Origin of the sequence: Geotalea toluenoxydans JCM 15764, assembly GCF_001311985.1 — a bacterium.
GTDB lineage: Bacteria > Desulfobacterota > Desulfuromonadia > Geobacterales > Geobacteraceae > Geotalea > Geotalea toluenoxydans.
This window is the reverse complement of record NZ_BBCJ01000022.1, coordinates 49983-75738: the sequence shown is the minus strand read 5'-3', so window position 1 is coordinate 75738 and position 25756 is coordinate 49983. Positions and strand designations below refer to the sequence as shown.

Here is a 25756-nt window from a genome sequence, read left to right as displayed (position 1 = left end):
CCTGACGACGGATCACCGACCTGAGACTGCAGGGGGATGGGGTGGATGTGCGTTATCCCCTTGCCTCCGTCAAGATATCACCTCCCCTCGGCAATGTGCGTCGCTCCCTGCGTTTTACCGATGGAGCCCTCTGCGAGCTCCTCAGCGATGACAATCTCCATAAATTGCTGGATGGCAACGACCATCCGCTGCAGCGGTTCATCAGCCGCTGGGAACGCAGTATGCCCCTGGTTCTGCTGGCACTGGTCCTGACCATTGGCGCCATCATCGGCTTCATCAAATACGGCGTGCCCCTCATTACACGGCAGGTGGTCCAGGCCATCCCCCCCGCCTCCGAAATACGCCTGGGAAAAGAATCCCTGGGGTTTCTCGACAAATACCTCATGCAACCGTCCAAGCTCCCGGCAGACAGGCGCCAGCGGTTAACGGCGCTTTTTGAGGGGATGAAAAAGGATCTGCCCCGGTCACAGGCCTACCGTCTGGAATTCCGGTCCAGTGACAGGATCGGCGCCAATGCCTTCGCCCTCCCCGGGGGCCTCATCGTCGTTACTGACGGGATGGTGGAACTGGCCCGAACCGACGAAGAGCTGGAAGGTGTCCTTGCCCACGAAGCAGGACACCAATACGCCCGCCACGCCCTGCGCCACGTTCTGCAAAGTACCGGCAGCGGCCTCCTCATTGCCGCCGTCACCGGCGACATCACCTCCATTACCACCCTCTCCGCCACCCTCCCCACCACATTAATCAACGCCGGCTATTCGCGGGACTTCGAAAACGAGGCGGACGATGCCGCCGTCTCCTACCTGGTCAGGAAGGGGATAGAGCCGAAGGTGTACGCCGGCATGCTGGGCAGGCTCCAGTCCGAGCAGGACAAAAAGATGGGGAGGGATAAAAAGACTCAAGTCTGGACGCCGGCCGACCTTTTCGCCACCCATCCCTCCACGACCGAGAGGATGAGACGTGTCCTGGGGCTGGAAAAGTGAGATCAAACTGCCGAAGGGAGGTTGACTTCGGCCGCAGTGATGATTAGCTTGTCTGGACGAAAGGAGCCTGATGATGACCCGATCACCCGAGATACCTGACCAAATGAATACTCCGGCAGAAGAGGGATCGAGCGGCCTGATCCTGGCCAGTGAAGTCCTTCCCGCCGGACTGCCCATAGTCCCTCTGCGCCCCCGCCCAGCCTTTCCCGGCTTGCTGATTCCCATGGTCGTCAACGAACCCCACCAACTGGCGGCGATAAAAAGGGCCATGGAGAGCCCCTCCCGCACCATCGGCCTGGTCATGGTGAAGGATTTGGACAAACCCGACAGTGCCGCCAATCTTCACCGGATCGGGGTGGCAGGCAAGATCGTCAAGATTATGCACAGTGATGAAGAAAGCTCCCACTTTCTCATCAATACCCTTGAACGCTTCACCATCGAAGAACTTTCGGAGCCTCCCGACGTTTTCTTTGCCACGGTCCGTTACAGCTACGGCACCGAGCTGTCAGTCAATGCCGAGTTGAAGGCCTATTCCATGGCCGTGCTCACCACCCTCAAGGAATTGATCCAGCTCAACCCCCTCTATTCGGAAGAGATCAAGCTCTTCCTCGGCCGCTCCAGCCTTGACGATCCGGGGCGACTGGCCGACTTCGCCGCCAACCTCACTTCCGCCGACGGACAGGAACTGCAGCAGGTGCTGGAAAGTTTCGATGTCCGCAAACGAATCGACCTGGTACTGATCCTTTTGAAGAAAGAGCTGGAGGTTTCACGGCTGCAGAGCAAGATCTCCAAGCAGATCGAAGAGAAGATCAGCAGCCAGCAGCGGGAGTTTTTCCTGCGCGAGCAGTTGAAGGCAATCAAGAAGGAACTGGGACTGGAAAAGGAGGGTAAAACCAGCGAAATCGAGAAGTTCGAGGCAAGGCTGAAGGAGCTGAAGCTCAATCAGGAAGCGGAGCGGGCGGTGAATGAAGAGATCGAAAAACTGCGCCTCCTGGAGCCATCTTCCGCCGAGTACCATGTGACCCGCAACTACCTGGACTGGCTGACCATCCTCCCCTGGGGCAAGTTCAGCAAGGACTCCTACAACCTGGACAAGGCCCGGCGCATCCTCGACCGGGACCATTACGGGCTGCAGGACGTGAAAGAAAGAATTCTCGAATTCATTGCCGTGGGCAAAATGAAGGGAGATATCTCCGGCTCCATCGTCTGCCTGGTGGGTCCCCCTGGTGTGGGCAAGACCTCGGTGGGGAAAAGCATCGCCGATGCCTGGGGCGAACCTTTTACCGCTTCTCCCTGGGGGGTATGCGCGACGAGGCCGAGATCAAGGGGCACCGCCGCACTTACATCGGCGCCATGCCCGGCAAGTTCATCCAGGCCATGAAAAGCGCCGCCACCTCCAATCCGTTACTGATGCTGGATGAGATCGACAAGGTTGGCGCCTCCTTCCAGGGGGACCCGGCCTCGGCCCTTCTGGAGGTGCTAGATCCCGAGCAGAACGCCTCCTTCCGCGACCATTATCTGGACGTCCCCTTCGACCTGTCCAACGTCCTCTTCATCGCCACCGCCAACCAGCTGGACACCATTCCGGCGGCGCTCCTGGACAGGATGGAGGTGATCCGTCTTTCCGGCTATATCATGGAGGAAAAGCTGGAGATCGCCCGCCGCTACCTGATCCCCAAGGCGCTCAAGGCCCACGGCCTGAAGCCGGGCCAGGTAACGATCCGCAAGGATGCCCTGGCGGCACTCATCGACGGCTGGGCCAGGGAGGCGGGGGTGCGGACCCTGGAAAACCGCATCAAGAAGATCATGCGCAAGGCGGCCATGGAATTCGCCTCCGGCCGCAGCGAAGCCATCACCGTCGGCAAGAAGGAGCTGACCGAGTTCCTGGGGCAGCCGGTCTTCACCACCGAAGAACTCTTCCAGGCGGTACCGGGCGTGGTCACCGGCCTTGCCTGGACCAGCATGGGGGGCGCCACCCTCCCCATCGAGGCCACCGCCATGCCCAGCAAGGGCAAGGGCTTCCGCCAGACCGGGCAGTTGGGCAACGTCATGGTTGAAAGCTCGGAAATCGCCTATTCCTACGTCATGGCCCATCTAAAGGACTACGGCGTAGCGGAGGACTTTTTCGACACCCACTTCATCCATCTGCACGTACCGGCCGGCGCCACCCCCAAGGACGGCCCTTCAGCAGGCATCACCATGGCCACGGCCCTCATCTCCATGATAACCGGCAAGCCGGTGCGTAAAAAACTGGGCATGACCGGCGAATTCACCCTCACCGGCCGGGTGCTGCCCATCGGCGGCGTCAGGGAAAAGACCATCGCCGCCCGCCGCGCCGGACTCAAGACCCTCATCTTTCCCGAAGCCAACCGCAAGGACTTCGACGAACTGGCCGATTATCTGAAAGAGGGGCTGGAGGTGCACTTCGCCCGGGAATACAAGGATGTGTACAAGGTAGCCTTCGGCAAAGGGTGACCGGAGCAGCCGCGTCGGGCAATGGGATAAAGCAAAAGCAAAGGATCTATTCGGTCCTTTGCTTTTTTGTTTCCGGATTCCGCAAGATCGGCCAAATTATCGGCCAAAAAAATTAGAAAACAAAATTAGTTATTTATTTATTTGATAAAATGCGCTACAAAAACATCGGCCACAACATCGGCCAAAATAGTCGATGTTTTTTATGCAATCAATTACAACGTACTGTTTTCACATATGTTGTAATTAGCAATAGCGGCCAACAAACCGGCCAAATCAGGTCGAAATTGACACGAACTTGGTTTTTAAGTTAATTAAAGTTACGATATTTCATTATCGGCCAAAGAACCGGCCTAATGGGGAACCACCATGGAAGATGGTTTTTATACAAATATTTCAGAAATGGAACCGATGATGCCTGCCGATGCCACGGGAGAGTTGGGCGATCTGGCCATTGAGGTGATCCGAAAATCTGCCGCCATCAGCGCCGCTGTTCATCCTGTCACCCGGAGAGGAATCATTGAACTGGTAAGAAGGATGAACAGCTACTATTCCAATTTAATCGAGGGACATAACACCCATCCTGTAGATATCGACCGCGCCATGCGCGATGATTTCTCCAAGGATCCTGCAAAAAGAGCGCGGCAACTGGAAAGCAAAGCACATATAGAGGTGCAGAAACGCATCGAATCCCGCATCGAGAATGCTCCCGAAATTTTCATTACAAGCAAAAGCTTTTTGTGCTGGATACATAAAGAATTTTACGAACGGATGCCCGAGGAATATCGTGTCGTACAACGTGCAGATGGAAAAACTGAACAAGTGGTTCCCGGGAATACAAGGGAATTGGAGGTTGCGGTCGGGCGACACTTGCCACCCAAATCGGAATACCTGAACGCTTTTATGAAACGATTCGAGGACGTCTACGATCCTCACCGGCTGAAAGGGCTAAATCAGGTTATCGCAACGGCCGCCTCCCACCACCGGCTTGCATGGATTCATCCTTTCCTGGATGGCAATGGGCGCGTTACTCGCCTTATGACCCATGCGTATCTTAAGACGGCAAAGATAGATGGTCACGGGTTGTGGACCGTTTCCCGAGGATTCGCAAGAAACCGCGAACAATACCTGGCTGCATTGGCCGGAGCAGACCAACCCCGCAGAGGAGACCTGGATGGCCGTGGGAACTTGACACAAGCAGGGCTGCTGGGATTTTGCAAATTTTTCCTCAAAACCGCCATTGACCAGATTGACTTTATGGCGGGCCTTCTGGACCTGGATGGTATGCAGAAAAGAATACAGGCGGTTGTCGATCGCAACGTTGCTTTTGGTGAATTGAAGCCCGAGGCTGGTCATTTACTGAGAGATGTATTTTTACGGGGGGAAATAGCACGTGGAGAAATACCCCACATCATCGGAATGCCGGAACGCTCGGCACGCAGGGTGGTCAGTAGTCTGTTAGAAAAAGGCTATTTGGTCTCCGGCTCGGAAAAGGGGCCGGTAATGCTCGGTTTCCCGGCATCGCTGGTGGGATACTATTTCCCTCGTCTATATCCTGAAGGAGTGGAGGCAAGCCTTGAGTAGGGTTTGATGGGCTTTTGTAAATTGTGCTGATCTGGCACCTATTTATACAAAAGGGGAAATAATCCGTATTGTGTCTCCCACAAATTCCTGAAAGGAAACCAGTAGCTGCATGGATCACATTGCTATTAGAGTTCGACCCGCACCCCCAATTCAGGTAACTTCGGCCGAAGCTATTCTCGGTGACGCTGCGTTCCCAGCAGCACACGTTGAGCGCGTCCGTTCCTACACCTGTCATGAGCGGCGGCAGCGCGCCGAGTACCATTCGCGCCGTTACCTACGACATCTGTCGGAGGAGGCACTGCGCCATCGAGCTAGCGATCTCATCTGCAATGTTATCTACGTCTCACGGCGCAACCGGTATTCCGCCAACACACGCTATATCAACTACTGGCGGGATCGACTTGCGCACACCGTTGAAGAATTAGCCATCCGCGGCGCGAGCACTGTGATTGAGGAAGGTATGCTGGACCACCTGCCCCCTCTTGGCTTTTCAACCCCACGAGAGTTAGCCGGGGTTACGCGCGGGCGGGAATTTTACCGGTACGACAAGCTGAGCAATATCGAATCTTTACGTTCTAAAGGAGAAATCTTCCTGCGGTGCGCGTCAACTACGGACCTTGTACTCGACGCAGCCCGCAGCGACTCAAACGAGCTGTGTATCCGCCTGTCGCTGCTTGCGGAGGATTTGATCATTGAAAACGATGCATCGGTGCGCCCATGGCCTGGGAACCCAAATGTTGTAGACGTTAAGATCCATCAGAAAACGGACTACCTGATGTTCTGTTTGTCATGCGTCTATGACTGGCGACTGTTTGGCAACTTCGGAGGTGAGGTTGCGGACGGTGGCGCAGAGGAACCCATGGCCTGCCTCGTCATTACAGACCAGGACGAGTTCTCGCGGCGTTTTGCGCGGGGGGTTGCCAATCTCGTGCCACAGTGGCGTGACCAAGCCGATGAGATCGAGATTAGCGAAGGAAGAGCCCACTACTACGACCCCTACGACGCACGTGAGTGTAACGCTCTATTCACAAACTCCGGGATCTTGCCCTTCGCCAAGCGCCGGAGCTACACGTACCAGCATGAGTATCGGTTTGTCATTCGCCCCTGCCTTCCAGAGAACTTTGTTCCCAGTTACTCCCCAGAGGCAATGCCTCGATTTAGTCGTGATTTTATTTATTTAGATAGTTTGCAAGACATTTCAACAATCATCTACTCAGATTCAGCGCGATTGCATCGGAGTCGATTTTACCTCTCTAGGAGGGAAAGCAGCATACTGGCGTCTGCAATCGGAGTGACTCTTGATGATAGTTCCGACCGAGTCCGCTTCACCTACTCCGTCGAGGTGAAAGAGTGTGGACGAAACGAACCGGTTGATCTAATGACTCCTAAGCGATATGAGTGCGGGTCAATGCAGCGACAGCAAGAAATCGACATCCCTTCGGACCCGTCATCGCGGGACGTCCTTTCATTGGTCGCTAGCTTCTACAAGGCCTTCGACGTGCGAGAACATGGCAATCACTTGATCCAGTTCGATGTCAACGAAACCAGGTTGTCGGCGAGGTGTCGCTATCGCGTGTTCTTACCCTGCGCAGAGCCAGGTGACGACGATCTGCAAGTTCAGCCTCTTTCGTTTAAAGTAAGGTATTCCACGCGTTCACCAGAGGGCGAAATCCAACACCAAGAAGAAACTATCGCAGTCGAAGCGGAGATATATTGGAAGCAGTATAACGCGTCGGCCCTCTTCATCTTCATCCCACATACCGGTCGCTGCTTCTTGCGGAAATGGAATTCCTCGAACGGCTGGCCGTCCGAGGACTCGTCGGCTATCCCGATACGAGGTGTTTCACAATGAGATGGGTCGTTGCTCGGAATTCGTCGTCCGCTAGCATGATCGAGGAGAAGAAAAAGGTAGAGTAGAGAGCAGGTTTCCCCCTGCCCTCCCTCATCAAACCGTGCATGCAGTTTTCCCGCACACGGCTTTCCGATGTTATTCACCATAAGGAAAACTAGGGAAAACTAGGGACATCCCCATATTTGGCGTTTTTCTCTCCACGAGCGCACGTGACACCAGGAAAGTTTGTGCAAGAGAATTGACCAGCACCGGCTTGTCCAACCTTAGCCTTGACATTTTCCGGGCAGCTCCTTTACAGTGAACGCGTGCATGCCTTTTTTCTCCGCATAGTCTCCTATATTCTCCTTCTCGTTGCCATCATCAGTTTCAGTGGCATTGCCGCAACTGCTGCGGTCTTCGCCGGCAGTACAGCCGGCAATACCTGCTGCGACCATGAAAAGGGCACCGATCCTGCGGAAACAGTTCCCTGCTCCGTGCCTGACTGCCCATGTCCGTCATGCATGGCTGCGGCCCTTTCCCACCACGGTCCATCACACCTTTCTCAGCCACTTTTTTCCTTCTCCCATCGCACGCCTGCCCAGCGGATGCACCTGCCGGGATTCGGCCGCTCCATCGATTATCCCCCCGAATACTGATTCCTTTCGCTAACTATTTAATCAAACATCATATAACCGGACACAGCGTCTGGAAAAGCCGGAATAGCTGTGCCCGCACCCTTGCTCATCTATCAATGGAGATCCGGAAATGAAAAAATATATGATCATTGCAGCTGCAGTTGTCTTCGGTGCAGCCCTTTCCTATGTCCTGCTGGCTGCAGGCGGAGGAAAAGCGCTCAACGTCAACGAGATCAGCTCCGACCCGGGAGCCTACGCCGGCACCATCACCGTCACCGGTGTCATGGGGGGAACCTCGCCGCAGGACCCGACTATCTTCGGCATCATGGACATCAAGGAATTGCAGTGCAAAACCGCAAATTGCAACAAGGTCTTTGTCCCCATCAAGTACCAGGGAAAGCCACCGGTAGTGGGAGACGAGATCCGGGCAACAGGCAAGTTCGTCAACATGGACGGGGGTTACCTCTTTGCCGCCGACAAGCTCAAGGTGGTACGCAACCACAAGATCGGAGGGTAAATGACTCTCTCCAAACTGGTCGTGAAAAACATCACCCGACGCCGGGGGAGGTTTGTCTTCACCCTCCTCGGCATCACCATCGGCATTTCTTCCTTCGTCACCTTTCTCTCCATGGGAGGCAGCCTGAAGAGCGAGATCTACCGGGAAACGGCAGCCCTTGGCGCAAACCTCATCGTCATTCCCAAAGGCTCCTGCGGCTATGAACAACTCTCGGTCCTGGTCGGTGATGAGATGCCGACAAATATAACCGGCGACGAGGTAAAAAAGATCAGCGCCATCAAGGGGCTGACTGCTGTACCGTTTCTTTCCCAGAAAACGGCCATTAACAATAAACCGGTGGCTGTGAGCGGCATCGAACCATCAATAACCCTGAATTTCAAAGGGTGGCAATTGGCGAAAGGCAGCTACTTCTCCTCATCGGACGAGGCAACAGCGGTTGTCGGCGTCGAAGCGGCAAAGCAATTCCAGCTGCAGCCGGGTTCCCTGGTCAGGATCAGGGGCGAGCAGTTGGCGGTCAAGGGGGTGCTGAAGGAGACCGGCGGCAGGGACGACTTCACCCTGTTCCTGCCCATGGCCACCGCACAAAGGCTCTACAAGTCCATCGATCGCGTCTCCTATGTGGCGGTCCGGGTCGATGACCTGGCAAAAACCGATGCCTATATGGAAAAGATCAAGGAGTCTGTCAGTCTGGGGGTGGTTTCCGACAAGCAAATGCTGAAATCGGTGCTCTCCATCGTCGGCACGGTCAACATCACCCTGCAGCTCATTGCCGCCGTCTCCGTTCTTGCCGCCGCCTTCGGCATCATCAATACCATGCTCACGGCAACCTATGAACGCAAGAGGGAGATAGGCATTCTGCAGGCGCTGGGGGCAACCCAGGGAAAGATCTTTGCCATGTTCATGCTTGAATCAGGGTTCTATGGCCTGATGGGTGGGGTGGTCGGGGGTGGGGGTCGGCCTTCTGGTTTCCATCCTCGCCACCCCCTACATCAGCCAGAACGCTTTCACCTCATTGGTCAAAGGGTCTGGTACCGGCACGATGATCGACGCCGGTGTCATTGCAGTTTCCATCTTCTTTTCCGTGGCCGTTGCCGTTGTCGCGGGAGTGTATCCGGCATGGCGTGCAGCGAGGCTTACACCGGTGGAGGCAATCAGCTATGAATGAGACGATTATTACCGCTGAAAAAGCGACAAAAAGCTACGTTACCGGCAGCGTCACCACCCATGCCTTGCGCGGGGTCGATTTCAGCATCGGGAAAGGTTCCTTTACCTGCATCATCGGCCCTTCCGGCCACGGCAAAAGTACTCTCATGCACCTGATCGGCGGTCTGGACCGCCCAAACAGCGGTACTATCACCGTGGCCGGCAAAGAGCTGAACAGGCTCGACAACAGCAGCCTGGCCAGGCTGAGGGGTGAGAAGATCGGCTTCGTTTTCCAGTTTTTCAACCTGCTGCCGGGACTGACGGCCCGGGAAAACGTGGAAACGGCCATGATGCTCTCCGGGGTCCCGGAAAAGGAGCAGGCCCCACGGGCACTTGGCCTGTTGTCGCAGGTCGGTCTTGCAGACAAAGCCGATGCCAGGCCGAATCAGCTTTCCGGTGGCCAGCAGCAGAGGGTGGCCATCGCCCGGGCTCTGGCCAATGATCCGGAGATCATTTTGATGGACGAGCCGACCGGCAATCTGGACTCGGCAGCTGAGGCCGAGGTGCTGGAGATACTGTTCAAGCTTCACCGACAGGGGAAGACCATCGTCATCGTCACCCACAACAGCGACATTGCCGCCAGAGCCCAGCATATCATCAGGGTGAAGGACGGCCGGATAGATCCGTAATATTTCATGTTATCGGGTCGCCCCGGCAAGGGGGCGGCCTTTTTTAATGGGTCAATGCTGGAAATACCGGCAGGATCGTGATACATAAAAACTGTGTTTTTGCTTTTGCAAGCCTTAAGTCCGTTTTTCCATGAGCAACAGGAGGTATCCTATGGGTATCGCATCGATTCTGACAACGGCCATGCGCGGAGTGGCCTGGGGACAGGTGGCCAATATGGCGCTGCAGTATGGGCCGGAGATACTGAAGAAAATAAAGGACCGACGGCAGCCGCAGCAACCGGGCGAAGAAGTGACGGTCCCCATAATTGAGCAGCTGCAGGGGCGGATCGGGGAATTGGAAGCTGCCCTGGTTAAGCAGCAGGAGCTGATCAAGGAGCAGGCCCTGACCATCGACGTTCTGGAAGAAGCTGTCAAAACCCTGCAGACACGGCTGAAGATTGCCATTCTCCTGGCCGCTGGGTTTGGGCTGCTTTCCCTGGTCCTGGCAGCGTTCCTCATAAGGGGGTGATCCATGCCCCATCGACCCGCCGAAGCTGAGCATATCCGCCACTGTCCACGCTGTGCTGCCACCAGCCTCTCCTGGCACAGCACCAAGAACTTCCACTGCAACGCCTGTGGCTTTACCCTTTTTCTCAATGTGGCAGCGGCGGTAGGTGTGATTATCGAGTGCCGGGGCAAGATCCTCTTCGGCGTCCGCAGGAACAATCCGGGCAAGGGGATGCTCGACCTACCCGGCGGCTTCGTCGATCCTGAAGAGACCGCCGAGGAGTGCGCCGGGCGGGAGGTGCTGGAGGAAACTGGCATCAAGATCCCCGCAGGGAGTTACTTCATGTCTCTGCCGAACAGCTATCTGTACCGGGATATAACTTACAGCACCCTGGACCTGGTCTTGACGGTGCGTCTGGATGAGTTCCCTGCCATGCAGGCAGCCGACGACCTGATTGAGCTGCTTTGGGTCGACCGGGATGAGGTCGATCCGGAACAAATAGCCTTCCCGTCCCTGCGGGAGGCGGTGCGGAGTTACCTTTTGCAGCCTGCCGTCCCTTTGTTATAATCGCTTTGCTCGCTGATCACTGTTCTGCCGTTGAACCCTTCTCCCTGAGGGAGAAGGTGGCCTCACCCTGGCCCTCTCCCAAAGGAGAGGGAATTGAAACAACAATGGCGAAAGATCAAGTGATTTAGATATTTCTTGCTTTACTGGAGGCAATCATGGAAAACAAAATCTGGAATCCGGCCGACCTGCTGCAACTTTCCGGTGGCTACTGGAGCGCCTGTGCCTCCATGCTCGGTCAAGCTCGATGTTTTTACCCAACTGGGGGAAGGGCCAATGGCAGCCGAAGAGCTGGCTGGGCGTATAAACAGCGATGCAAGGGGACTGGCCATGCTGCTCAACTCTCTGGTGGCCCTGGAGCTGCTGGAAAAGGAGCATAATTCCTACCGCGCCACACCCTTTGCCCGTAACTTCCTTAGCAAAAACTCGTCACAGTATCTGGGACACATCATCCTCCACCATCACCACCTCATGGAAAGCTGGGCGCACCTGGACCAGGCGGTAAGGAGCGGCGGACCGATCAGACAGCGAGTTTCCCACGAGGCTGGGGACGAAGAGCGGGAAAGCTTCGAGATGGGGATGTTCAACCTGGCCATGCAACTGGCGCCGAAGATCGTTTCCGCCATCGATCTTTCGGGGCGGAAGCGGCTCCTGGATCTGGGTGGTGGTCCGGGAACCTATGCCATCCAGTTCTGTCTTCACAATCCCGAGCTTTCCGCTGTGGTCTACGATCTGCCCACCACCCGCCCCTTCGCTGAACGGACCATTTCACAGTTCGGTCTTTCCGACCGCATCGCCTTCGAATCGGGAGATTTCATCAAGGAAGGATCAAGGGAATCTTCGACGTGGCCTGGCTGTCGCACATTCTCCATGGGGAAGGGCCTGCAGGCTGTACTGTCCTTCTGGAAAAAGCGGTATCAGCACTTGAACCGGGGGGCATGATCCTGATCCAGGAGTTTATCATGAACAACGATCAGGACGGTCCGCTCTTCCCGGCCCTGTTCTCAATGAACATGCTGCTGGCTACGCCCCATGGGCAGGCTTACACAGAAAAGGAGATATTCGGGATGCTGCAATCTGCCGGCGCAGGGGAGATCAGGCGACTTCCGGTGGAGCTGCCCAATGGGGCAGGGATCATCGCCGGTATCGTCGGGAAAAAATAGTATGCGCCTGACATGGATAGTGCTGATTTTCCTGCTGACCGGCTGCTCAAAGGCAGAACAAATCCCCAGCCTTCCTGGGGATGGGGTGATACTCGCTTTCGGCGACAGTATTACTTACGGCACCGGTGCTGCCGCCGGAGAAAGCTACCCGGCGGTGCTGGAGCAATTGGCTGGGAGAAAGGTCGTCAATGGCGGCGTTCCGGGTGAGGTAACAGCGGAGGGGGTGCAGAGGCTGCCGGGCCTTTTGGAGCAGTTGAAGCCGGCAGTGGTAATCATCTGTGAAGGGGGCAACGACATGCTCCGCCACACGGCCCACGGCGAGATCTCCGCCAACCTGCGCACCATGGTACGGCTGGTAAAGGAAAGGGGGGCATCGGCGGTACTGGTCAGCGTGCCGGCGCTGGACCTCTCCTTTGCCCCGCCCCCGTTTTATGCCGAAATCGCTGAAGAGGCGGGCATTCCCTGCGACAAAAAGACGCTGACCCGCATCCTGACCAAAAGGTCGCTGAAATCGGATCCGATACACCAAACGCCGCCGGCTACCGCAAGCTGGCGGAGGGGCTGGCAAAACTGCTCCATGAAAGGGGCGCTATCTGACGAAACGGGATTTTTCGTTGACCTTGCCGAAGGCATCCTCTATTAATACTCAGCATGGCCATTGATCCCTATCTCCCCATATCTTCGCCTTCAATATACTTCTCACCATCATCGATGCCACCATCGGTTACCATGCCGCGCCGATCCTTGTGCGGACAGCTGCGGCAGACGAGGAAGCCATGGAATCGGCGGCCAAGACCATCCGAACCATGCTGGCCCTGGTGGTGGCGCTGTATAGCTTTTTCTCCTGTCTGGCCTACTTCAGGCAAAAACCGCTGTTGCTCCTCATCGTCACGGCAGTGATCGTTGCCGACATCGTCGCTCAGATTATCGTCAGCAGGAAAATGAAAAACAGGGCAGGTAATTCCCTTTCAGGGCAGGAACTGTTGCAGGTTCGTCAGTGCCCTGTCCAGCTTCTCCAGGCTATGGGCCTCGATGGTCAGCGCGGCTTCCGGCGCGGACTGTTCCATCAGGCTGAAAAAGAGCTTGAAATCAATTCCTCCCTCGCCCAGCGGCGCATGATCATCCCTGAATCCATGGTTGTCGTGGATGTGGGTTTCGGCGATATAAGAGCCAAGGGCGGCGAACCATTCTTCCATCCCCACCGTCTTGAACAGATTCCAGTGCCCCACATCGAAGCAGTGGCGCAAGCGCGGGGAGTTTATTGCCTCCAGCAGCGCCACAAGGGTGGAAGGCTCCTCCTCGAAGATGTTTTCAACGGCGATGGTACAGCCGATCCCTTCGGCACGTTCCAGCACTCCCTGCCAGGTGTCGATGCTGTGCCTGAGCCACTCCTCCTTCTTTTCTCCGTAGCGCCAGCGGTCATATCCGGGATGAAATACCATGATCTGCGGCTTGAAGATCTCTGCTGCATCAAGCACATCATTAAAGCTGCGCCTGGTCACCTCCCGGATCTGCCGCACCACCGAACCAGGGTTCAGGTCCATAAAGGGAGCGTGGATGGTGCAGGCAAGGCCATTGCCGGTCAGGGCATCGGCCTCAGCCTGCATTTTTTCAGGGATCACCTCGTCAAGAGCGTCGGCGGAAAAGAAAATCTCCGGATTGATCCGGTTGGCAATGAGGTAATCCAGGTTGCGGCCAAGGTGCGGGTATGTACATGGGCGAATACTTTTTTATTCATGGTTTTTCCTGTGCCTTTTTACGTCGTCGGCGCACTTGCCGCAGTTCACCAGCTCCTCCAGCTTGAAGATGGCCGTCGGCTCGCCAAGGACGATGAGGGTGTCATGGGCCTCCATATGGGTATGGGATTCGGGGTTGAAGACCATCTTCCCCGAGGCCTTTTTGATGCCGACAATGATGACGCCTGTCTCACGGCGGAAGCCGGAACTGGCAAGATTCTCCCCGATAAAGCCGGAGGTGGCGGGGATGACGATCTCTTCTATCTGCAGTTCCAGATGCTCGCGACCGGTGGCGATCTCGATGAAGTCCATGACGTTGGGACGGAGGATAGCCTGGGCCATACGGCTGCCGCCGATCAGGTAAGGCGAGACGACCTTGTTGGCGCCGGCCCGCTTCAGCTTTATTTCCGATCCTTCCTCTCCGGAACGGGCAAGGATGTAGAGGTCAGGGTTGAGGCCGCGGGCGGTCAGGGTGATGTAGACATTCTCCGTGTCCGACGTGACCACGGAAATCAGACCCTTGGCCTTCTTGATGCCGGCCTTGAGCAATGTCTCGTCATCGGTGGCATTCCCCCTGAGAAACAGGTAGCTGTCCTGGGCCAGTCTATCCACACCAGCGGGTCGTTTTCCACCACGACAAAGGGGAGAGGTTTTGCGGCAAATTCCTTGCAGATCAGGGCGCCGATCCTGCCGAAGCCGCAGATGATATAGTGGCCGCTCAAGGCATTTATTTTCTTTTCCAACTTTTTCCTCCCGATAATGCGCTGCAGCTGCCCCTCGAACATGATTTGGGCAAGACTGCCAACGATGTAACCCAGGACGCTGACGCCGAAAAAGATCAACACCATGGTAAAGATTTTGCCGGCGTCGCTCAACTCGTGTATTTCCCGGAAGCCGACGGTCCCCAGTGTGATCACGGTCATGTAGAGTGCATCGAGCAGACGCCACCCCTCGATGGTCGAGTAGCCGGCAGTACCTATGGAGACCAGCAGGGCCAGCACCAGAACCGATATTTTCAGGTGGCGGACAGGATCCATTCAAACTCCTTTTCCCGCCTAAAATACCCTCGCCACTGCTAAATTTCAAGACATTAATGACATAAAAAAGCACGTAAGTAGTTGATTGCTCCCGGCAAAGGGGTAAATTCTTGACAATTCTTGTATACTGTATACAATTAGCCACTAACTGGAGGACCGCCATGAAAAGAAACATTGAAAAGCATCTGACCCTCAGGGAAAGAATCCTTGAAACGATCCGTGATGCCATCATGAGCGGGTCCCTGAAGCCGGGAGAAAAAGTGGCCGAACCTGAACTGGCCGAACGCTTCGGCATCAGCAGGACCCCCATCCGGGAAGCTTCCGCCAGCTGGAATCGGAAGGGTATCTTTCGGTAATTCCCCGCACGCAGTGGTTGCAGCCTTTTCCCAGCGGGACGTGGAAGAGTTCTACGCCATCAAGAGCATCCTCGAAGGCTATGCCGCACGCAAGGCCTGCGACAACCTGACGGCAAAGGAGCTGGATAAACTTACTGCCATTAACCAGAAACTGCATCACCTGGCCGAAGCCGGCGACATCAAAAATTTTTTCAAGGTGCACAACGATTTTCACGATCTGTTTATCAAGGCGGCAAACAACGATAAGCTCTATGAGATGGTAAACGGCCTGGTGAAGAAGTTCCAGCGGCTGAGGGTTGCCTCCCTGAGCAAGAAGGGACGGATGCAGGTCTCCGTGGAAGAGCATGAGAAAATCATCGAGGCCTTTCGTAACAAAAATGCCAATCTTGCGGAAAAGCTGGTTCAGAAAAACGCCGAATATGGGGGCATCGTCCTGATAAAAAGCGGGCCTGACGCTACGCCAATGAAGAAGGCAGAGCAGACTGCAGCGAAGCATCTCGACCTTTAACCCCACCCTCAGCGGCGGTACGACACATCCACTCCTTACCGGTTGCACGGCATTTCCACTATGGAAAATCCGTTCCTCTGTGCTAAGCTGTGGATGTTTTTATTTCAACTTTAATCACGGGAGGGTAAGCTGTTGAACCTTTTGAAGCAGATTCCCAAGGTGGACAAAGTACTGAGCTGGGAGGGCGTCCAGACACTACTGGAAACACATCCCCGCCCGGTGGTGATGAAGGCTGTGCGTAATGTGCTTGAAGTCCTCCGTGCCATCGTGCTCCGTGAAGAAGGGGACGCGGGCCTGTTCACCGACGAGGCGATCATGAAGAGGGTGAACCGGGAGCTTGATGAGATCAACTCTTTGAACCTCAAGCGGCTGGTCAACGGCACCGGCGTTGTCATCCATACCAACCTGGGACGGTCGCCCCTGCCGGAAAGCGTGCGCCAGACCCTGAATGAAATAGCCTTCGGCTACTCAAACCTGGAATTCGACCTGGCAACGGGAGAACGAGGGAGCCGCTATGCCCACGTGGAAGAAATCCTCTGCGAGCTTACCGGTGCAGAGGCTGCACTGGTGGTCAACAACAACGCCGCCGCGGTACTGCTCGCCCTCAGTTCCCTTGCCGCCGGCAGAGAAGTCATCGTCTCGCGGGGAGAACTGGTGGAGATCGGCGGCTCGTTCCGCATTCCCGACGTCATGCGCCAGAGTGGCGCCATATTGAGAGAGGTCGGGGCCACCAACCGTACCCACCTAAAGACTACAGCGCTGCTGTAGCTACGGAAACAGGCCTGCTGCTAAAGGTCCACTGCAGCAATTTCGCCGTAGTCGGCTTTACCGCCGAAGTATCGGCCGAACAGTTGGTCGAGCTGGGCAGGCAGCATTCCCTGCCGGTAATGGCGGATGTGGGAAGCGGCAACCTGGTGGAGCTCTCCAGGAGGCTTGGCTGCAATGAGCCGACGGTGCAGGAATTCGTCAGCGCCGGGGTGGATGTCATCACCTTCAGTGGCGACAAACTCCTGGGAGGCCCCCAGGCAGGCATCATCATCGGTCGCAAGGAACTGCTGGCAACCATGAAAAAGCATCCGCTGCTGCGGGCTGTAAGGATAGACAAGCTTACCCTGGCGGCACTGGAAGGAACCCTGCAGCTATACCGCGACGAGCGACGGGCGCTGCAGGAAATCCCCACACTGCGCATGCTCGCCCTTTCCAAGGAGGAGCTTGCCGAGACTGCAAAACAGCTTGCGGCACGCTTGCAGAATGCTGCTCCCGACGTTGTGACCCTCTCCCTCGTTGAAGGCTTCTCCCAGGTCGGAGGAGGCGCCCTTCCCCTCCTTCAACTCCCCACCACGCTGATATCGGTCGGCGTCGGCGACAAATCGGCCCAGGAAATCGAAAAGGCCATGAGGCTCTCTCCGGTGCCGGTCATCGGCAGAATTTTCAAAGGGGCCTTTCTCCTTGACCCACGCACCATTAACGAAGAAGATATACCGGCCCTGACCGCTGCCCTGCAAGGCATTGCCCCCTGACAACCTGCGGCTGGAGGGTGCCGACGCCCATCGTCGACCAATTTCTGTTTGGCCTTTTTGTCCCATCCATGTATAATTGCACGATTTTGTTGGCGGAATAACAGCCGCTTCCATCCAATATATCCAAGGAGGGCCGGAAAATGAGAGCCGTTGCACTAATCCCTGCCGCCGGCATGGGGAAACGCATGGGGAAACGCATGGGAGCAGGCATGAACAAGCAATACCTGCTCCTGGACGGCAGGCCCATTCTGGCCCACACTCTTGAAATTTTCGAGGAGGCATCCTTTGTTGACGACATTTATGTGGTCATCCCCCAAGCGGAGATCGCCTTCTGTCGTGAGCAGGTGGTGGAAAAATACGGCTTCACCAAGGTTCGCGATGTCATCGCCGGCGGCAGTGAACGGCAGTATTCGGTACTCAACGGAATCAGGGCGCTGAGCGGGTACAGGGAAGACGATGTGGTCATCATCCACGACGGAGTCAGGCCCTTCATTCCAACGAAGATATTGAAACATTCCATTGAGGTTGCAAGCCAATACGACGGCGCCCTTGTGGCCGTACCGGCCAAGGATACCGTAAAGACCGTCGAAGCCGGCGTGGTGACCGGCACCCCCCCCAGGGAAAACATCTGGCTTGCCCAAACACCCCAGTCCTTCAGGCACGGCATCATCAGCGCCGCCCATGAAATTGCTGCCGCCGAAGGCTTCCTGGGAACCGACGATGCCTCGCTGGTGGAACGCATGGGCAGACAGGTGCATGTGGTCATGGGGGACTACCGGAACATAAAGATTACGACGCCGGAAGATATGCTGCTGGCGGAGACTTTTTTGAAGAAATAAAGTGCTTGAAAGAGGCTACAATGAGAATAGGTCATGGATATGATGTGCACAAACTGGTCAGCGGCAGGAAACTGATCCTCGGCGGAGTAGATATACCCTACGAAAGAGGGCTGCTCGGCCATTCGGATGCAGATGTGCTCATTCACGCCATTTCCGACGCCATATTAGGCGCCATCGGCGAAGGTGATATCGGCAAACATTTCCCCGACACCGACCCTGCCTATAAGGGGGCCGACAGCATCAAGCTGCTGATGCATGTCATGGGGCTGGCCCGCGACCGCGGGTATGCCATCGGCAACGTGGATGCGACTATCGTAGCCCAGAGACCGAAACTGGCAGTCCACATTCCCCTGATGCGGGAGAACATCGCCAAAGCCCTGGAGACGGAAGCAAGCAGGATCAATGTCAAGGCGACCACCACCGAAGAACTTGGCTTTTGCGGCCGGGGCGAAGGAATAGCTGCCTATGCAGTGGCTCTGCTGCAGCGCAGACACGAGCTTTCACCCGAAATGAGAGAGGTCCTGGAAACGAGGTAAAAATATATGGAATCTACCGTCAACAGCAATGTATCTGCGCCGGAAGCTACGGCAACAACAAACTTTATCCGCAACATCGTCGAAGAAGACCTGAAATGCGGCAAACACAAAACTATCGTCACCCGCTTTCCGCCCGAGCCCAACGGCTACCTGCACATCGGCCACGCCAAATCCATCTGTCTCAACTTCGGCCTGGCCCGGGACTTCGGCGGCCGCTGCCACCTTCGCTTCGACGACACCAATCCGGCCAAGGAGGATGTGGAATACGCGGAAGCTATCAAGGAAAACGTCCGCTGGCTCGGCTTTGACTGGGGGAAACACCTTTACTACGCCTCCGACTATTTCGAGCAGCTCTACCAGTGGGCGGAACAGCTGATCCGCCAGGGTGATGCCTACGTGGAAGACTTGACCGCAGAGGAAATCCGCGCCCACCGCGGCACCCTCACCGAACCGGGCAAGGAGAGCCCCTGCCGCAGCCGCACTTCGGAAGAAAACCTTGAGCTTTTCCGCCGGATGCGTGCCGGCGAGTTTGCCGATGGGGCCAAGGTGCTGCGGGCAAAGATCGACATGGCCTCCCCCAACCTCAACCTGCGCGACCCGGTCATGTACCGCATTCTCCACACTCCCCATCCCCACGCCGGCGACAAATGGTGCATCTATCCCATGTACGATTTCGCCCACGGCCAGAGCGACTCCATCGAAGGAATCACCCATTCCGTCTGCACCCTGGAATTCGCCGACCACCGCCCCCTCTACGAATGGTTCCTGGAACGGCTCGGCATCTACCAGCCCCATCAGTACGAGTTTGCCCGCCTCAATCTCACCTACACGGTGATGAGCAAGCGGAAGCTTCTGCAACTGGTGCAGGATGGCGATGTCTCCGGCTGGGACGATCCGCGCATGCCGACCTTGTCCGGCTTACGGATGCGCGGTTATACCCCCGAGTCCATCCGCAGCTTCTGCGACCAGATCGGCGTCGGCAAGAGCGACAGCTGGATCGACATGAGCATATTGGAAGAGTGTGTCCGCAACGACCTCAATATCAGGGCTCCCCGGGCGATGGCAGTCCTGCGCCCTCTCAAGCTGGTGATCGACAACTATCCCGCAGACATGACCGAAGAGTTCGAGGCGGCCAATCATCCCAACGATCCGGCCATGGGCTCACGGATGGTTCCCTTTGCCAAAGAGATTTATATGGAGCAGGACGATTTTCTCGAAGAGCCGCCGAAGGGTTTCTTCCGCCTGGCGCCTGGGCGAGAGGTGCGCCTGCGCTACGCCTACATCGTCAAATGCGAAAGTATCGTCAAAGATGAAGCGGGTAAAATCGTGGAAGTCCACTGCAGTTACGATCCTGCCTCCAGAGGGGGTTCAGCTCCTGATGGCCGCAAGATCAAGGGCACCATCCACTGGGTCTCGGCGCCCCATGCCGTGAAAGCCGAAGTCCGCCTCTATGACCGGCTCTTTACTGTCCCCAATCCGGACAAGGGGGGGCAGGACTTCAAGACTTTCATTAATAAAGACTCCCTGCAGGTGCTGGATACCGCCTGCCTTGAGCCGGATCTGGCAAAGGCCGCACCGGGCTCCAGCTACCAGTTCGAGCGCCAGGGATACTTTCACGTGAGCTCACCGGCTGACGACGGAAGACCTGTATTTAACCGCACCGCCACCCTGCGCGATTCGTGGGGGGCCGGCGGCAAGAAAGAATGACGGCCCGCGTGTGGAACTTCAACAGCCCGGATAAAGGATGGAATGCCGCTGCAGATCCTGGTAATAAACGAAAATAAGGCGTTCTGCGACTACCTCGTCAACCTGCTGGCAACGGCCGGACATGAGGTCTCCTGCGTCCAGCTTTATGCAGATGCCCTGCAGGCCGCCGCAGCAAACAGACCGGCAGCTATTATCCTTGAAATTTCCACCTCCGACATGGGAGCCGTCGAGATGATCAGCCGCCTGCAGCGTGCGGTTGAAACCCGTCATGTGCCCATCATCGTCATCTCTGATGTTCCCGAGCTTGAATTCGAGCTCCTCAATCTCTTTGACTTTCTCCCCCAGCCCCTGGATACGGTAAGACTTGCCGAAGATCTGGAGGCCATCGCCAGGGGAAGAAAGCAGTCCCTGCTCCGGCAAACAGAAACCCTTGGCGACGACACCTACCGTCTTTACTACCAATACCTCCTTCAAGAAAGCGGCCTCCATTTCGATCGGCGCAACCAGAAGCTGCTGGAACGGGGTCTGTTGAACCGCATGGCTGCCCTGAAGATCAGCTCCTTCGAAGAATATTACCATTACCTGGTGTTGCACCAGGAAAGCCGGCAGGAACTGAAAAAACTGCTGCCGTTCCTCACCATCGGTGAGACTTATTTTTTCCGTTACCATGCCCACTTCGAGGCTCTGGGCAAGATATTGGCAGAGAAACGGTCCGGGCTTGCCCTGGGGGAAAGGCTGAAGCTCAGGCTTTGGTCGGCTGGCTGCTCCACAGGCGAAGAGCCCTATTCCCTGGCCATGACAGTAATGGAAGCCATTCCCGACTGGAAGAAACATGATATCAGCATCCTCGCCACCGATATCGACAACCGGGCTCTGAAACGGGCACGGGAAGGTATCTACAGCCCGTGGGCCATGCGCGTCATGGAAAAGCGCAACCTGGATCGCTATTTCGAAAAAAGCGGCAAGAAGTTCAGGATCAGGGACGAGGTTAAAAGCCTGGTCAGATTCGCCCACCACAATCTCACTTCATCTCCCCCCGACCAGGAGGAACAGGGCCGGGAACGGTTCGATGCCGTCTTCTGCCGCAATGTCACCATATATTTCACCATTGATATCACCAGGCAGATAATCGAGAAAATATCCAATTGTCTCAAGCCCGGCGGTTACCTCTTCTTGGGCCATGCCGAGACCATGGCCCAGATATCGAGCCGGTTCGAAAGGCAAAACCATGACGGCAGCTTCTACTACCGGAAGAAAACGGCAAAAAGCGAAATTCCAACAGAACCTGCACCCCCCCGGCAACCTGCACCGGCAAAAGCAAAGAGCCGGCAAGAGCAAGCCCCGGCACCGGTAAACACCACTGCACCTGCACCGGCATCCCCGCAGGCCGTTGACTGGGAGAGGCTCCATCTGCATGCCCGGGAACTCTTCAGAGAGGAAAATTTCTCCGAGACAGCCAGACTTTTGCAGGATATACTGCAACATCGTCCTGATCATACCGGAGCCCTCATCCTCTATGGTTTTACTCTGGCCAACGATGGGCGCTTTACCGAGGCACTTGCAGCGTGCGAAGCTGCATTGAAGACCGACGACCTGCTGCCTGAGGCATATTTCCTCAAGGGACTTGTATATGAGATGACCGACCGCTTGCCGGAAGCAGGTGAGGAATACCGCAAGGCGATCCTCCTGCAACATGACTTCGTCATGGCCCATTACCAGCTGGCACAGCTCTATGCCCGGCTGGGCAAAAAAAAGGAACGGCTCAGGGAGCTGAATAATTCACTACGGATTGTGGCCGGGTTGAAAGCCCAGACGACCATTCCCCATTCCGGCGGACTGACAAGGGAGCTGTTCATGGATCAGTTGAATAAAGAATTGGCAAAGGCAGATTAAGAAGGGAAGCGACATGGTAGTGAAGAACGGAACCGACGAAATCCGCTCCATCCTGGATGAAATGAGGGAAGAGTACTGGCACGCCCTGTCGGAGGTGGAAGAGGCACGGGAAGAGGAGCAGGAATTCATCACCCTGACCCTCGGCGGTGAGACCTTCGCCTTCGAGACCGGTTACGCCTCCGAGGTTATCCGCATCCCCAGGCTGGTGAAGCTGCCACGTGTTCAGGACTTCCTAACCGGCGTTTTCAATCTCCGTGGCGAGATTACCGCAGCCATCGATATCAGGCCTCTGCTTGGCCTGTCCCAGCTCCCCCTTTCTCCTTTCTCCAGGATCGTCGTCGTCAAATCGGAAAAGTTTGTCACCGGCATCATCGCCGAAACGGTGGAGGGGGTGCGGGCACTGCCACTGAACGCCCTTGAGCCTGCAGTCAAATCTCTCAATGAGAAACAGCGGGAGTACATCCGTGGTCAGTTGAACATTGACGGCATGCTGATCATGATGCTGGACATGGCAAAGCTTTTACAGTCCCCTGACATTGTGGCCGACAATAACCAATAAAAAAGGATCATCGGCGTTTAACGGAACGCCGGCAAGGAGTTGCCATGTTTAACAACCTGTCATTGAAGATTGCCGGGATTCTCATTCTGGTAATGGTCGTCATCATGACCTTCTTTACCATCTACTTCGTCAGATCGAGGAGCGCCTCCATGGAAGGCGAGCTCCTCTCCAAGGGGAGGATCGAAGCCCTTGCCGGAGCAAAGATGACTGAGCAAGTCCTGGAACTGGCGATAAAACAAGGCACCTTGTCCGAGACGGACATATTCGATGAGAATTATGTCCCCATTCCCAATACCTACCCGCAGAAGTTCCACACCAGGTTCGACAGATATCTCGACGAAAACATCCAGGAGCTGGAAGACGAGTACCTGAAAGACGACCAGGTGGTATTCGCGGCAGCAGTTGATCGCAACAGTTACCTGCCCACCCATAACACAAAATACTCTCAGCCGCTGACCGGCGACAGGGCCAAGGACCTGATCAACAACCGGACCAAGCGCATTTTCAATGACGAAGTGGGCATGATTGCGGCAAAGAATCAGAAGGAACTCCTCCAGCAGGTTTATTTCCGCGACACCGGGGAGCGGATGTGGGATATTTCGGCGCCGGTCTATGTCAACGGCAAGCACTGGGGAGCGTTCAGGATCGGCTTCTCCATGGAGAAAACCGACAAGCGCATCGCCGAGTTGAGGACTCAGATCATCGGCTCCATGTTCATCATGCTGCTGGTTTCCAGTGTCACCATCTTTTTCGTCGTCCGCTATTATATGCGTCCTCTCCTCAACCTGACGGCGGCGGCACGGCGCATTGCCGACGGCAATCTGGACGAACAGATCCCGGTTGAGACCGGCGACGAGATAGGCACTCTCGCCGAAGCGTTCAACACCATGACCAATGTCATCGTCAAAAACCTCAAGGGGGAGATTGAAAAGAGCGCGCGGCTCATCGCCTCCATCAAGGAAGCAATCATTCTTTTGTCCAGCTCAGCCAACGAAATGATGGCCATCAGTGCCCAGCAGTCTTCCGGTGCGACCCAGCAGGCGAGCGCCGTCCAGGAAGTAACCACCACTTCTGAAGAAATAGCCATCACCGCCAAACAGATCACCGATAATGCCAAATCGGTGGAATCCATGGCCGAGGAGACTACCCGCAGTTGTACCGTCGGCACCGGCGACGTGACAAATGCCATCGACGGTATGGCTATGCTGAAAGCACAGGTGCAGAGCATAGCCGAAAGCATGCTCCAGCTGGGGGATAACAGTCAGAAGATCGGCGGTATCGTGGAAATAATCGATGAGATCAGCGACCAGACGAACCTGCTGGCGCTGAATGCCGCCATCGAGGCTGCCGGCGCCGGAGAGGCGGGCAAACGCTTTGCCATCGTCGCCCAGGAGGTGAAACGACTGGCACAACGCACGGTGGATGCGACCAAACAGATCAAGGGGCTCATCGAAGAAATTCAAAAGGCGACCAACAGCACCATCATGGTCACGGAAGAGGGAACCAAAGGGGTTGATGACGCATCGGCACTGGTCGACAAGGTCCAGCTCTCATTCACCAACATCATCAACATGGTTGAAGAAACTGCCCGCGCCGCCAAGGAAATAACCCTTTCCACCCAGCAGCAGACCTCCGCCTGCGAGCAAATGGCCGAAACAATGACCGAGGTGCGGGATGTGGCACAGCAGGTGGCAGCCAGCGCCAATGAAACTGAGCGGGCCATTTCCGATATCATGGAGCAGACGGAAAAACTGCGGGACCTGAGCGAAAAAGAGGCATAGATGCCCAACCGGAACAAATACCTCTCCATATTTTTCAAAGAGGGCCGCGAACATCTGGACTCGCTGCAGAAGGGGCTTCTTGCCCTGGAAAAGACTCCGGACGACAAGGTGCTGCTCAGGGAACTGATGCGCAATGCCCACACCCTCAAGGGATCGGCAAAGCTGGTTGGTCTTGAGGAAATCAGCGCCATCGGTCACCGCATGGAAGACCTCTTTGAAGAGATCGAAAAGGGACAGAAAAGGGTCGATGATCAGGTCATAGATATTCTTCTCAAGGGAGCCGATGCCATATCCCGTCTTATCAAGGCTTTCAGCAGCAATGAAGAGATTCCCTTCGACGTCTCCCAGTTCCTGCTGGCTTTCGACCAGGGGGAAATCCCTCCCCAGGTGGTAGAAAAGAAACTGCAGCATGAAACCGCCAGTGAAGAGACCGTAAGGACCAATGTCAAGATCCTGGACAGCCTCATCAACCGCCTGGGCGAGCTGATCATCAATAAAAAACGCTTTGAAAGCAGTCTCCTCCGGCTGAATGAATTGTGCAACACCAACGCAAAGTCCCCTCTCCTTCCGGGACTGCGCCAATTCCGGAACGACCTGGAGGAGGACGTTCTCTACCTGGCATACCTGGTTCAGGAACTCCACGACGACGCCCTGGCTCTGCGCATGCTTCCCTTGCACACCATCACCGACGGATTCGAACGCATGATCCGGGACCTGTCCCGGGAGCACGGCAAAATGATCGAGTTTTCCGTCACAGGAGCCCAGATCGAAATGGACCGGGTGCTGCTGGAAGCGGTCAAACCGATGATCCTGCACATTCTGAGGAATTGCATCGACCATGGCATCGAAACACTCGAAGAGCGACTCGTGGATGGGAAAAAACCCAAGGGGTCCATAGAAATTGCCGCCAGGCTTGAAGAAGGGGGTGTCAACATCGTCATCCGTGACGACGGGCGGGGCATCAATCCGGCTCTGGTCAGAAAAACCGCGGTAAGCAAAGGTCTTCTGGGCCAGGAAGAAGCTGCAGCCATGGAGGATAAGGCTGTCATCGAGCTGATCATGGAGGAGGGATTTTCCACCAGGGACTTCATCACCGACACCTCGGGGCGCGGCATCGGCATGAGCGTGGTGAAAAAAAACCTGGAGCGGCTCAAAGGTCACCTGACCATAAGGAGCGAGGTAGGACGCTTCACCGAAATGTCACTGCAACTGCCGC

The 25756-nt window shown here is 56.0% G+C and carries 20 protein-coding genes and 5 pseudogenes; 22 read left to right on the top strand and 3 right to left on the bottom strand.

From position 1 onward, the window contains the following. The first annotated feature begins 41 nt into the window (after positions 1 to 41). From JCM15764_RS14620 to JCM15764_RS14565, 13 genes and pseudogenes are all read left to right on the top strand, one after another. Positions 42 to 983, top strand: a complete 942-nt coding sequence (locus JCM15764_RS14620) for a M48 family metallopeptidase (protein WP_054697022.1) — start codon at positions 42 to 44, stop codon at positions 981 to 983. Positions 984 to 1053: 70 nt separating this feature from the next. Then, positions 1054 to 3455: pseudogene (locus tag JCM15764_RS28585) on the top strand (LON peptidase substrate-binding domain-containing protein); the annotation flags it as partial. A 537-nt stretch (positions 3456 to 3992) separates the two neighbouring features. Next, positions 3993 to 5039 carry a Fic family protein gene (locus tag JCM15764_RS14610; RefSeq protein ID WP_243689052.1) on the top strand — a complete coding sequence of 349 codons (1047 nt, stop codon included), beginning with the start codon at positions 3993 to 3995 and terminating at the stop codon, positions 5037 to 5039. A 109-nt stretch (positions 5040 to 5148) separates the two neighbouring features. Beyond that, positions 5149 to 6891 (top strand): hypothetical protein, encoded by a 1743-nt coding sequence (locus JCM15764_RS14605; RefSeq protein WP_054697018.1) that lies wholly within the window; start codon positions 5149 to 5151, stop codon positions 6889 to 6891. 305 nt (positions 6892 to 7196) lie between these two features. Further along, entirely contained in the window at positions 7197 to 7526 is a 330-nt protein-coding gene (locus JCM15764_RS14600; protein WP_243689051.1) for a hypothetical protein, read from the top strand. A 109-nt stretch (positions 7527 to 7635) separates the two neighbouring features. Next, positions 7636 to 8022, top strand: coding sequence for a hypothetical protein (locus JCM15764_RS14595; protein WP_054697014.1), 387 nt, complete (start codon positions 7636 to 7638; stop codon positions 8020 to 8022). After that, on the top strand, positions 8023 to 9183 hold the full coding sequence (locus tag JCM15764_RS14590) for an ABC transporter permease (protein ID WP_243689050.1): 1161 nt from the start codon (positions 8023 to 8025) through the stop codon (positions 9181 to 9183). Next, on the top strand, positions 9180 to 9854 hold the full coding sequence (locus JCM15764_RS14585) for an ABC transporter ATP-binding protein (protein WP_054697013.1): 675 nt from the start codon (positions 9180 to 9182) through the stop codon (positions 9852 to 9854). The genes JCM15764_RS14590 and JCM15764_RS14585 overlap by 4 nt, the downstream gene beginning before the upstream one ends. Positions 9855 to 10005: 151 nt before the next feature. Further along, positions 10006 to 10362, top strand: coding sequence for a hypothetical protein (locus JCM15764_RS14580; RefSeq protein WP_054697010.1), 357 nt, complete (start codon positions 10006 to 10008; stop codon positions 10360 to 10362). A 3-nt stretch (positions 10363 to 10365) separates the two neighbouring features. Next, a complete protein-coding gene (locus JCM15764_RS14575; RefSeq protein WP_054697008.1) occupies positions 10366 to 10908 on the top strand; it encodes an NUDIX hydrolase in 543 nt (180 codons plus the stop codon). A gap of 273 nt (positions 10909 to 11181) precedes the next feature. Next, entirely contained in the window at positions 11182 to 11847 is a 666-nt protein-coding gene (locus JCM15764_RS14570) for a methyltransferase (protein WP_439645306.1), read from the top strand. After that, positions 11751 to 12068, top strand: a complete 318-nt coding sequence (locus JCM15764_RS30000) for a methyltransferase (protein ID WP_439645305.1) — start codon at positions 11751 to 11753, stop codon at positions 12066 to 12068. Before JCM15764_RS14570 ends, JCM15764_RS30000 begins: the two co-directional genes overlap by 97 nt. A gap of 1 nt (position 12069) precedes the next feature. Next, on the top strand, positions 12070 to 12711 hold the full coding sequence (locus JCM15764_RS14565) for a GDSL-type esterase/lipase family protein (RefSeq protein WP_243689049.1): 642 nt from the start codon (positions 12070 to 12072) through the stop codon (positions 12709 to 12711). A 22-nt stretch (positions 12712 to 12733) separates the two neighbouring features. Here the strand turns inward: JCM15764_RS14565 and JCM15764_RS14560 are convergent, their stop codons facing one another. From JCM15764_RS14560 to JCM15764_RS14550, 3 genes and pseudogenes are all read right to left on the bottom strand, one after another. Next, on the bottom strand, positions 12734 to 12934 hold the full coding sequence (locus JCM15764_RS14560; protein ID WP_054697005.1) for a hypothetical protein: 201 nt from the start codon (positions 12932 to 12934) through the stop codon (positions 12734 to 12736). A 102-nt stretch (positions 12935 to 13036) separates the two neighbouring features. Beyond that, positions 13037 to 13675 (bottom strand): sugar phosphate isomerase/epimerase family protein, encoded by a 639-nt coding sequence (locus JCM15764_RS14555; protein WP_439645304.1) that lies wholly within the window; start codon positions 13673 to 13675, stop codon positions 13037 to 13039. 123 nt (positions 13676 to 13798) lie between these two features. After that, positions 13799 to 14841, bottom strand: a pseudogene (locus tag JCM15764_RS14550) (potassium channel family protein). A 161-nt stretch (positions 14842 to 15002) separates the two neighbouring features. Here JCM15764_RS14550 and JCM15764_RS14545 point away from each other — a divergent pair. The 9 genes and pseudogenes from JCM15764_RS14545 to JCM15764_RS23970 all read left to right on the top strand — a co-directional run. Continuing rightward, positions 15003 to 15705 (top strand): annotated as a pseudogene (locus JCM15764_RS14545) (GntR family transcriptional regulator). Between the two features lie 132 nt (positions 15706 to 15837). After that, positions 15838 to 17225: pseudogene (gene selA / locus JCM15764_RS14540) on the top strand (L-seryl-tRNA(Sec) selenium transferase). Between the two features lie 140 nt (positions 17226 to 17365). Beyond that, positions 17366 to 18064 carry a 2-C-methyl-D-erythritol 4-phosphate cytidylyltransferase gene (gene ispD, locus JCM15764_RS14535; protein ID WP_054697001.1) on the top strand — a complete coding sequence of 233 codons (699 nt, stop codon included), beginning with the start codon at positions 17366 to 17368 and terminating at the stop codon, positions 18062 to 18064. Positions 18065 to 18084: 20 nt separating this feature from the next. After that, positions 18085 to 18600, top strand: coding sequence for a 2-C-methyl-D-erythritol 2,4-cyclodiphosphate synthase (ispF, locus tag JCM15764_RS14530; protein ID WP_054696999.1), 516 nt, complete (start codon positions 18085 to 18087; stop codon positions 18598 to 18600). A gap of 6 nt (positions 18601 to 18606) precedes the next feature. Beyond that, entirely contained in the window at positions 18607 to 20307 is a 1701-nt protein-coding gene (locus JCM15764_RS14525; RefSeq protein ID WP_054696997.1) for a glutamine--tRNA ligase/YqeY domain fusion protein, read from the top strand. 42 nt (positions 20308 to 20349) lie between these two features. Further along, entirely contained in the window at positions 20350 to 22200 is a 1851-nt protein-coding gene (locus JCM15764_RS14520; RefSeq protein ID WP_054696991.1) for a CheR family methyltransferase, read from the top strand. A gap of 13 nt (positions 22201 to 22213) precedes the next feature. Then, positions 22214 to 22759 carry a chemotaxis protein CheW gene (locus JCM15764_RS14515; RefSeq protein WP_054696988.1) on the top strand — a complete coding sequence of 182 codons (546 nt, stop codon included), beginning with the start codon at positions 22214 to 22216 and terminating at the stop codon, positions 22757 to 22759. Positions 22760 to 22803: 44 nt separating this feature from the next. Beyond that, positions 22804 to 24540 carry a methyl-accepting chemotaxis protein gene (locus JCM15764_RS14510; RefSeq protein ID WP_054696985.1) on the top strand — a complete coding sequence of 579 codons (1737 nt, stop codon included), beginning with the start codon at positions 22804 to 22806 and terminating at the stop codon, positions 24538 to 24540. Beyond that, positions 24541 to 25749 (top strand): annotated as a pseudogene (locus JCM15764_RS23970) (chemotaxis protein CheA); the annotation flags it as partial. Positions 25750 to 25756 lie beyond the last annotated feature (7 nt).

Coding starts and splice junctions, on each gene's coding strand:
- JCM15764_RS14520 (WP_054696991.1), top strand. CDS start 20,350: ATGCCGCTGCAGATCCTGGTAATAAACGAAAATAAGGCGTTCTGCGAC.
- JCM15764_RS14610 (WP_243689052.1), top strand. CDS start 3,993: ATGAACAGCTACTATTCCAATTTAATCGAGGGACATAACACCCATCCT.
- JCM15764_RS14605 (WP_054697018.1), top strand. CDS start 5,149: ATGGATCACATTGCTATTAGAGTTCGACCCGCACCCCCAATTCAGGTA.
- JCM15764_RS14590 (WP_243689050.1), top strand. CDS start 8,023: ATGACTCTCTCCAAACTGGTCGTGAAAAACATCACCCGACGCCGGGGG.
- JCM15764_RS14595 (WP_054697014.1), top strand. CDS start 7,636: ATGAAAAAATATATGATCATTGCAGCTGCAGTTGTCTTCGGTGCAGCC.
- JCM15764_RS14510 (WP_054696985.1), top strand. CDS start 22,804: ATGTTTAACAACCTGTCATTGAAGATTGCCGGGATTCTCATTCTGGTA.
- JCM15764_RS14580 (WP_054697010.1), top strand. CDS start 10,006: ATGGGTATCGCATCGATTCTGACAACGGCCATGCGCGGAGTGGCCTGG.
- JCM15764_RS14570 (WP_439645306.1), top strand. CDS start 11,182: ATGGCAGCCGAAGAGCTGGCTGGGCGTATAAACAGCGATGCAAGGGGA.
- ispD (WP_054697001.1), top strand. CDS start 17,366: ATGAGAGCCGTTGCACTAATCCCTGCCGCCGGCATGGGGAAACGCATG.
- ispF (WP_054696999.1), top strand. CDS start 18,085: ATGAGAATAGGTCATGGATATGATGTGCACAAACTGGTCAGCGGCAGG.
- JCM15764_RS14575 (WP_054697008.1), top strand. CDS start 10,366: ATGCCCCATCGACCCGCCGAAGCTGAGCATATCCGCCACTGTCCACGC.
- JCM15764_RS14525 (WP_054696997.1), top strand. CDS start 18,607: ATGGAATCTACCGTCAACAGCAATGTATCTGCGCCGGAAGCTACGGCA.
- JCM15764_RS14515 (WP_054696988.1), top strand. CDS start 22,214: ATGGTAGTGAAGAACGGAACCGACGAAATCCGCTCCATCCTGGATGAA.
- JCM15764_RS14555 (WP_439645304.1), bottom strand. CDS start 13,675: ATGCAGGCTGAGGCCGATGCCCTGACCGGCAATGGCCTTGCCTGCACC.
- JCM15764_RS14565 (WP_243689049.1), top strand. CDS start 12,070: ATGCGCCTGACATGGATAGTGCTGATTTTCCTGCTGACCGGCTGCTCA.
- JCM15764_RS14585 (WP_054697013.1), top strand. CDS start 9,180: ATGAATGAGACGATTATTACCGCTGAAAAAGCGACAAAAAGCTACGTT.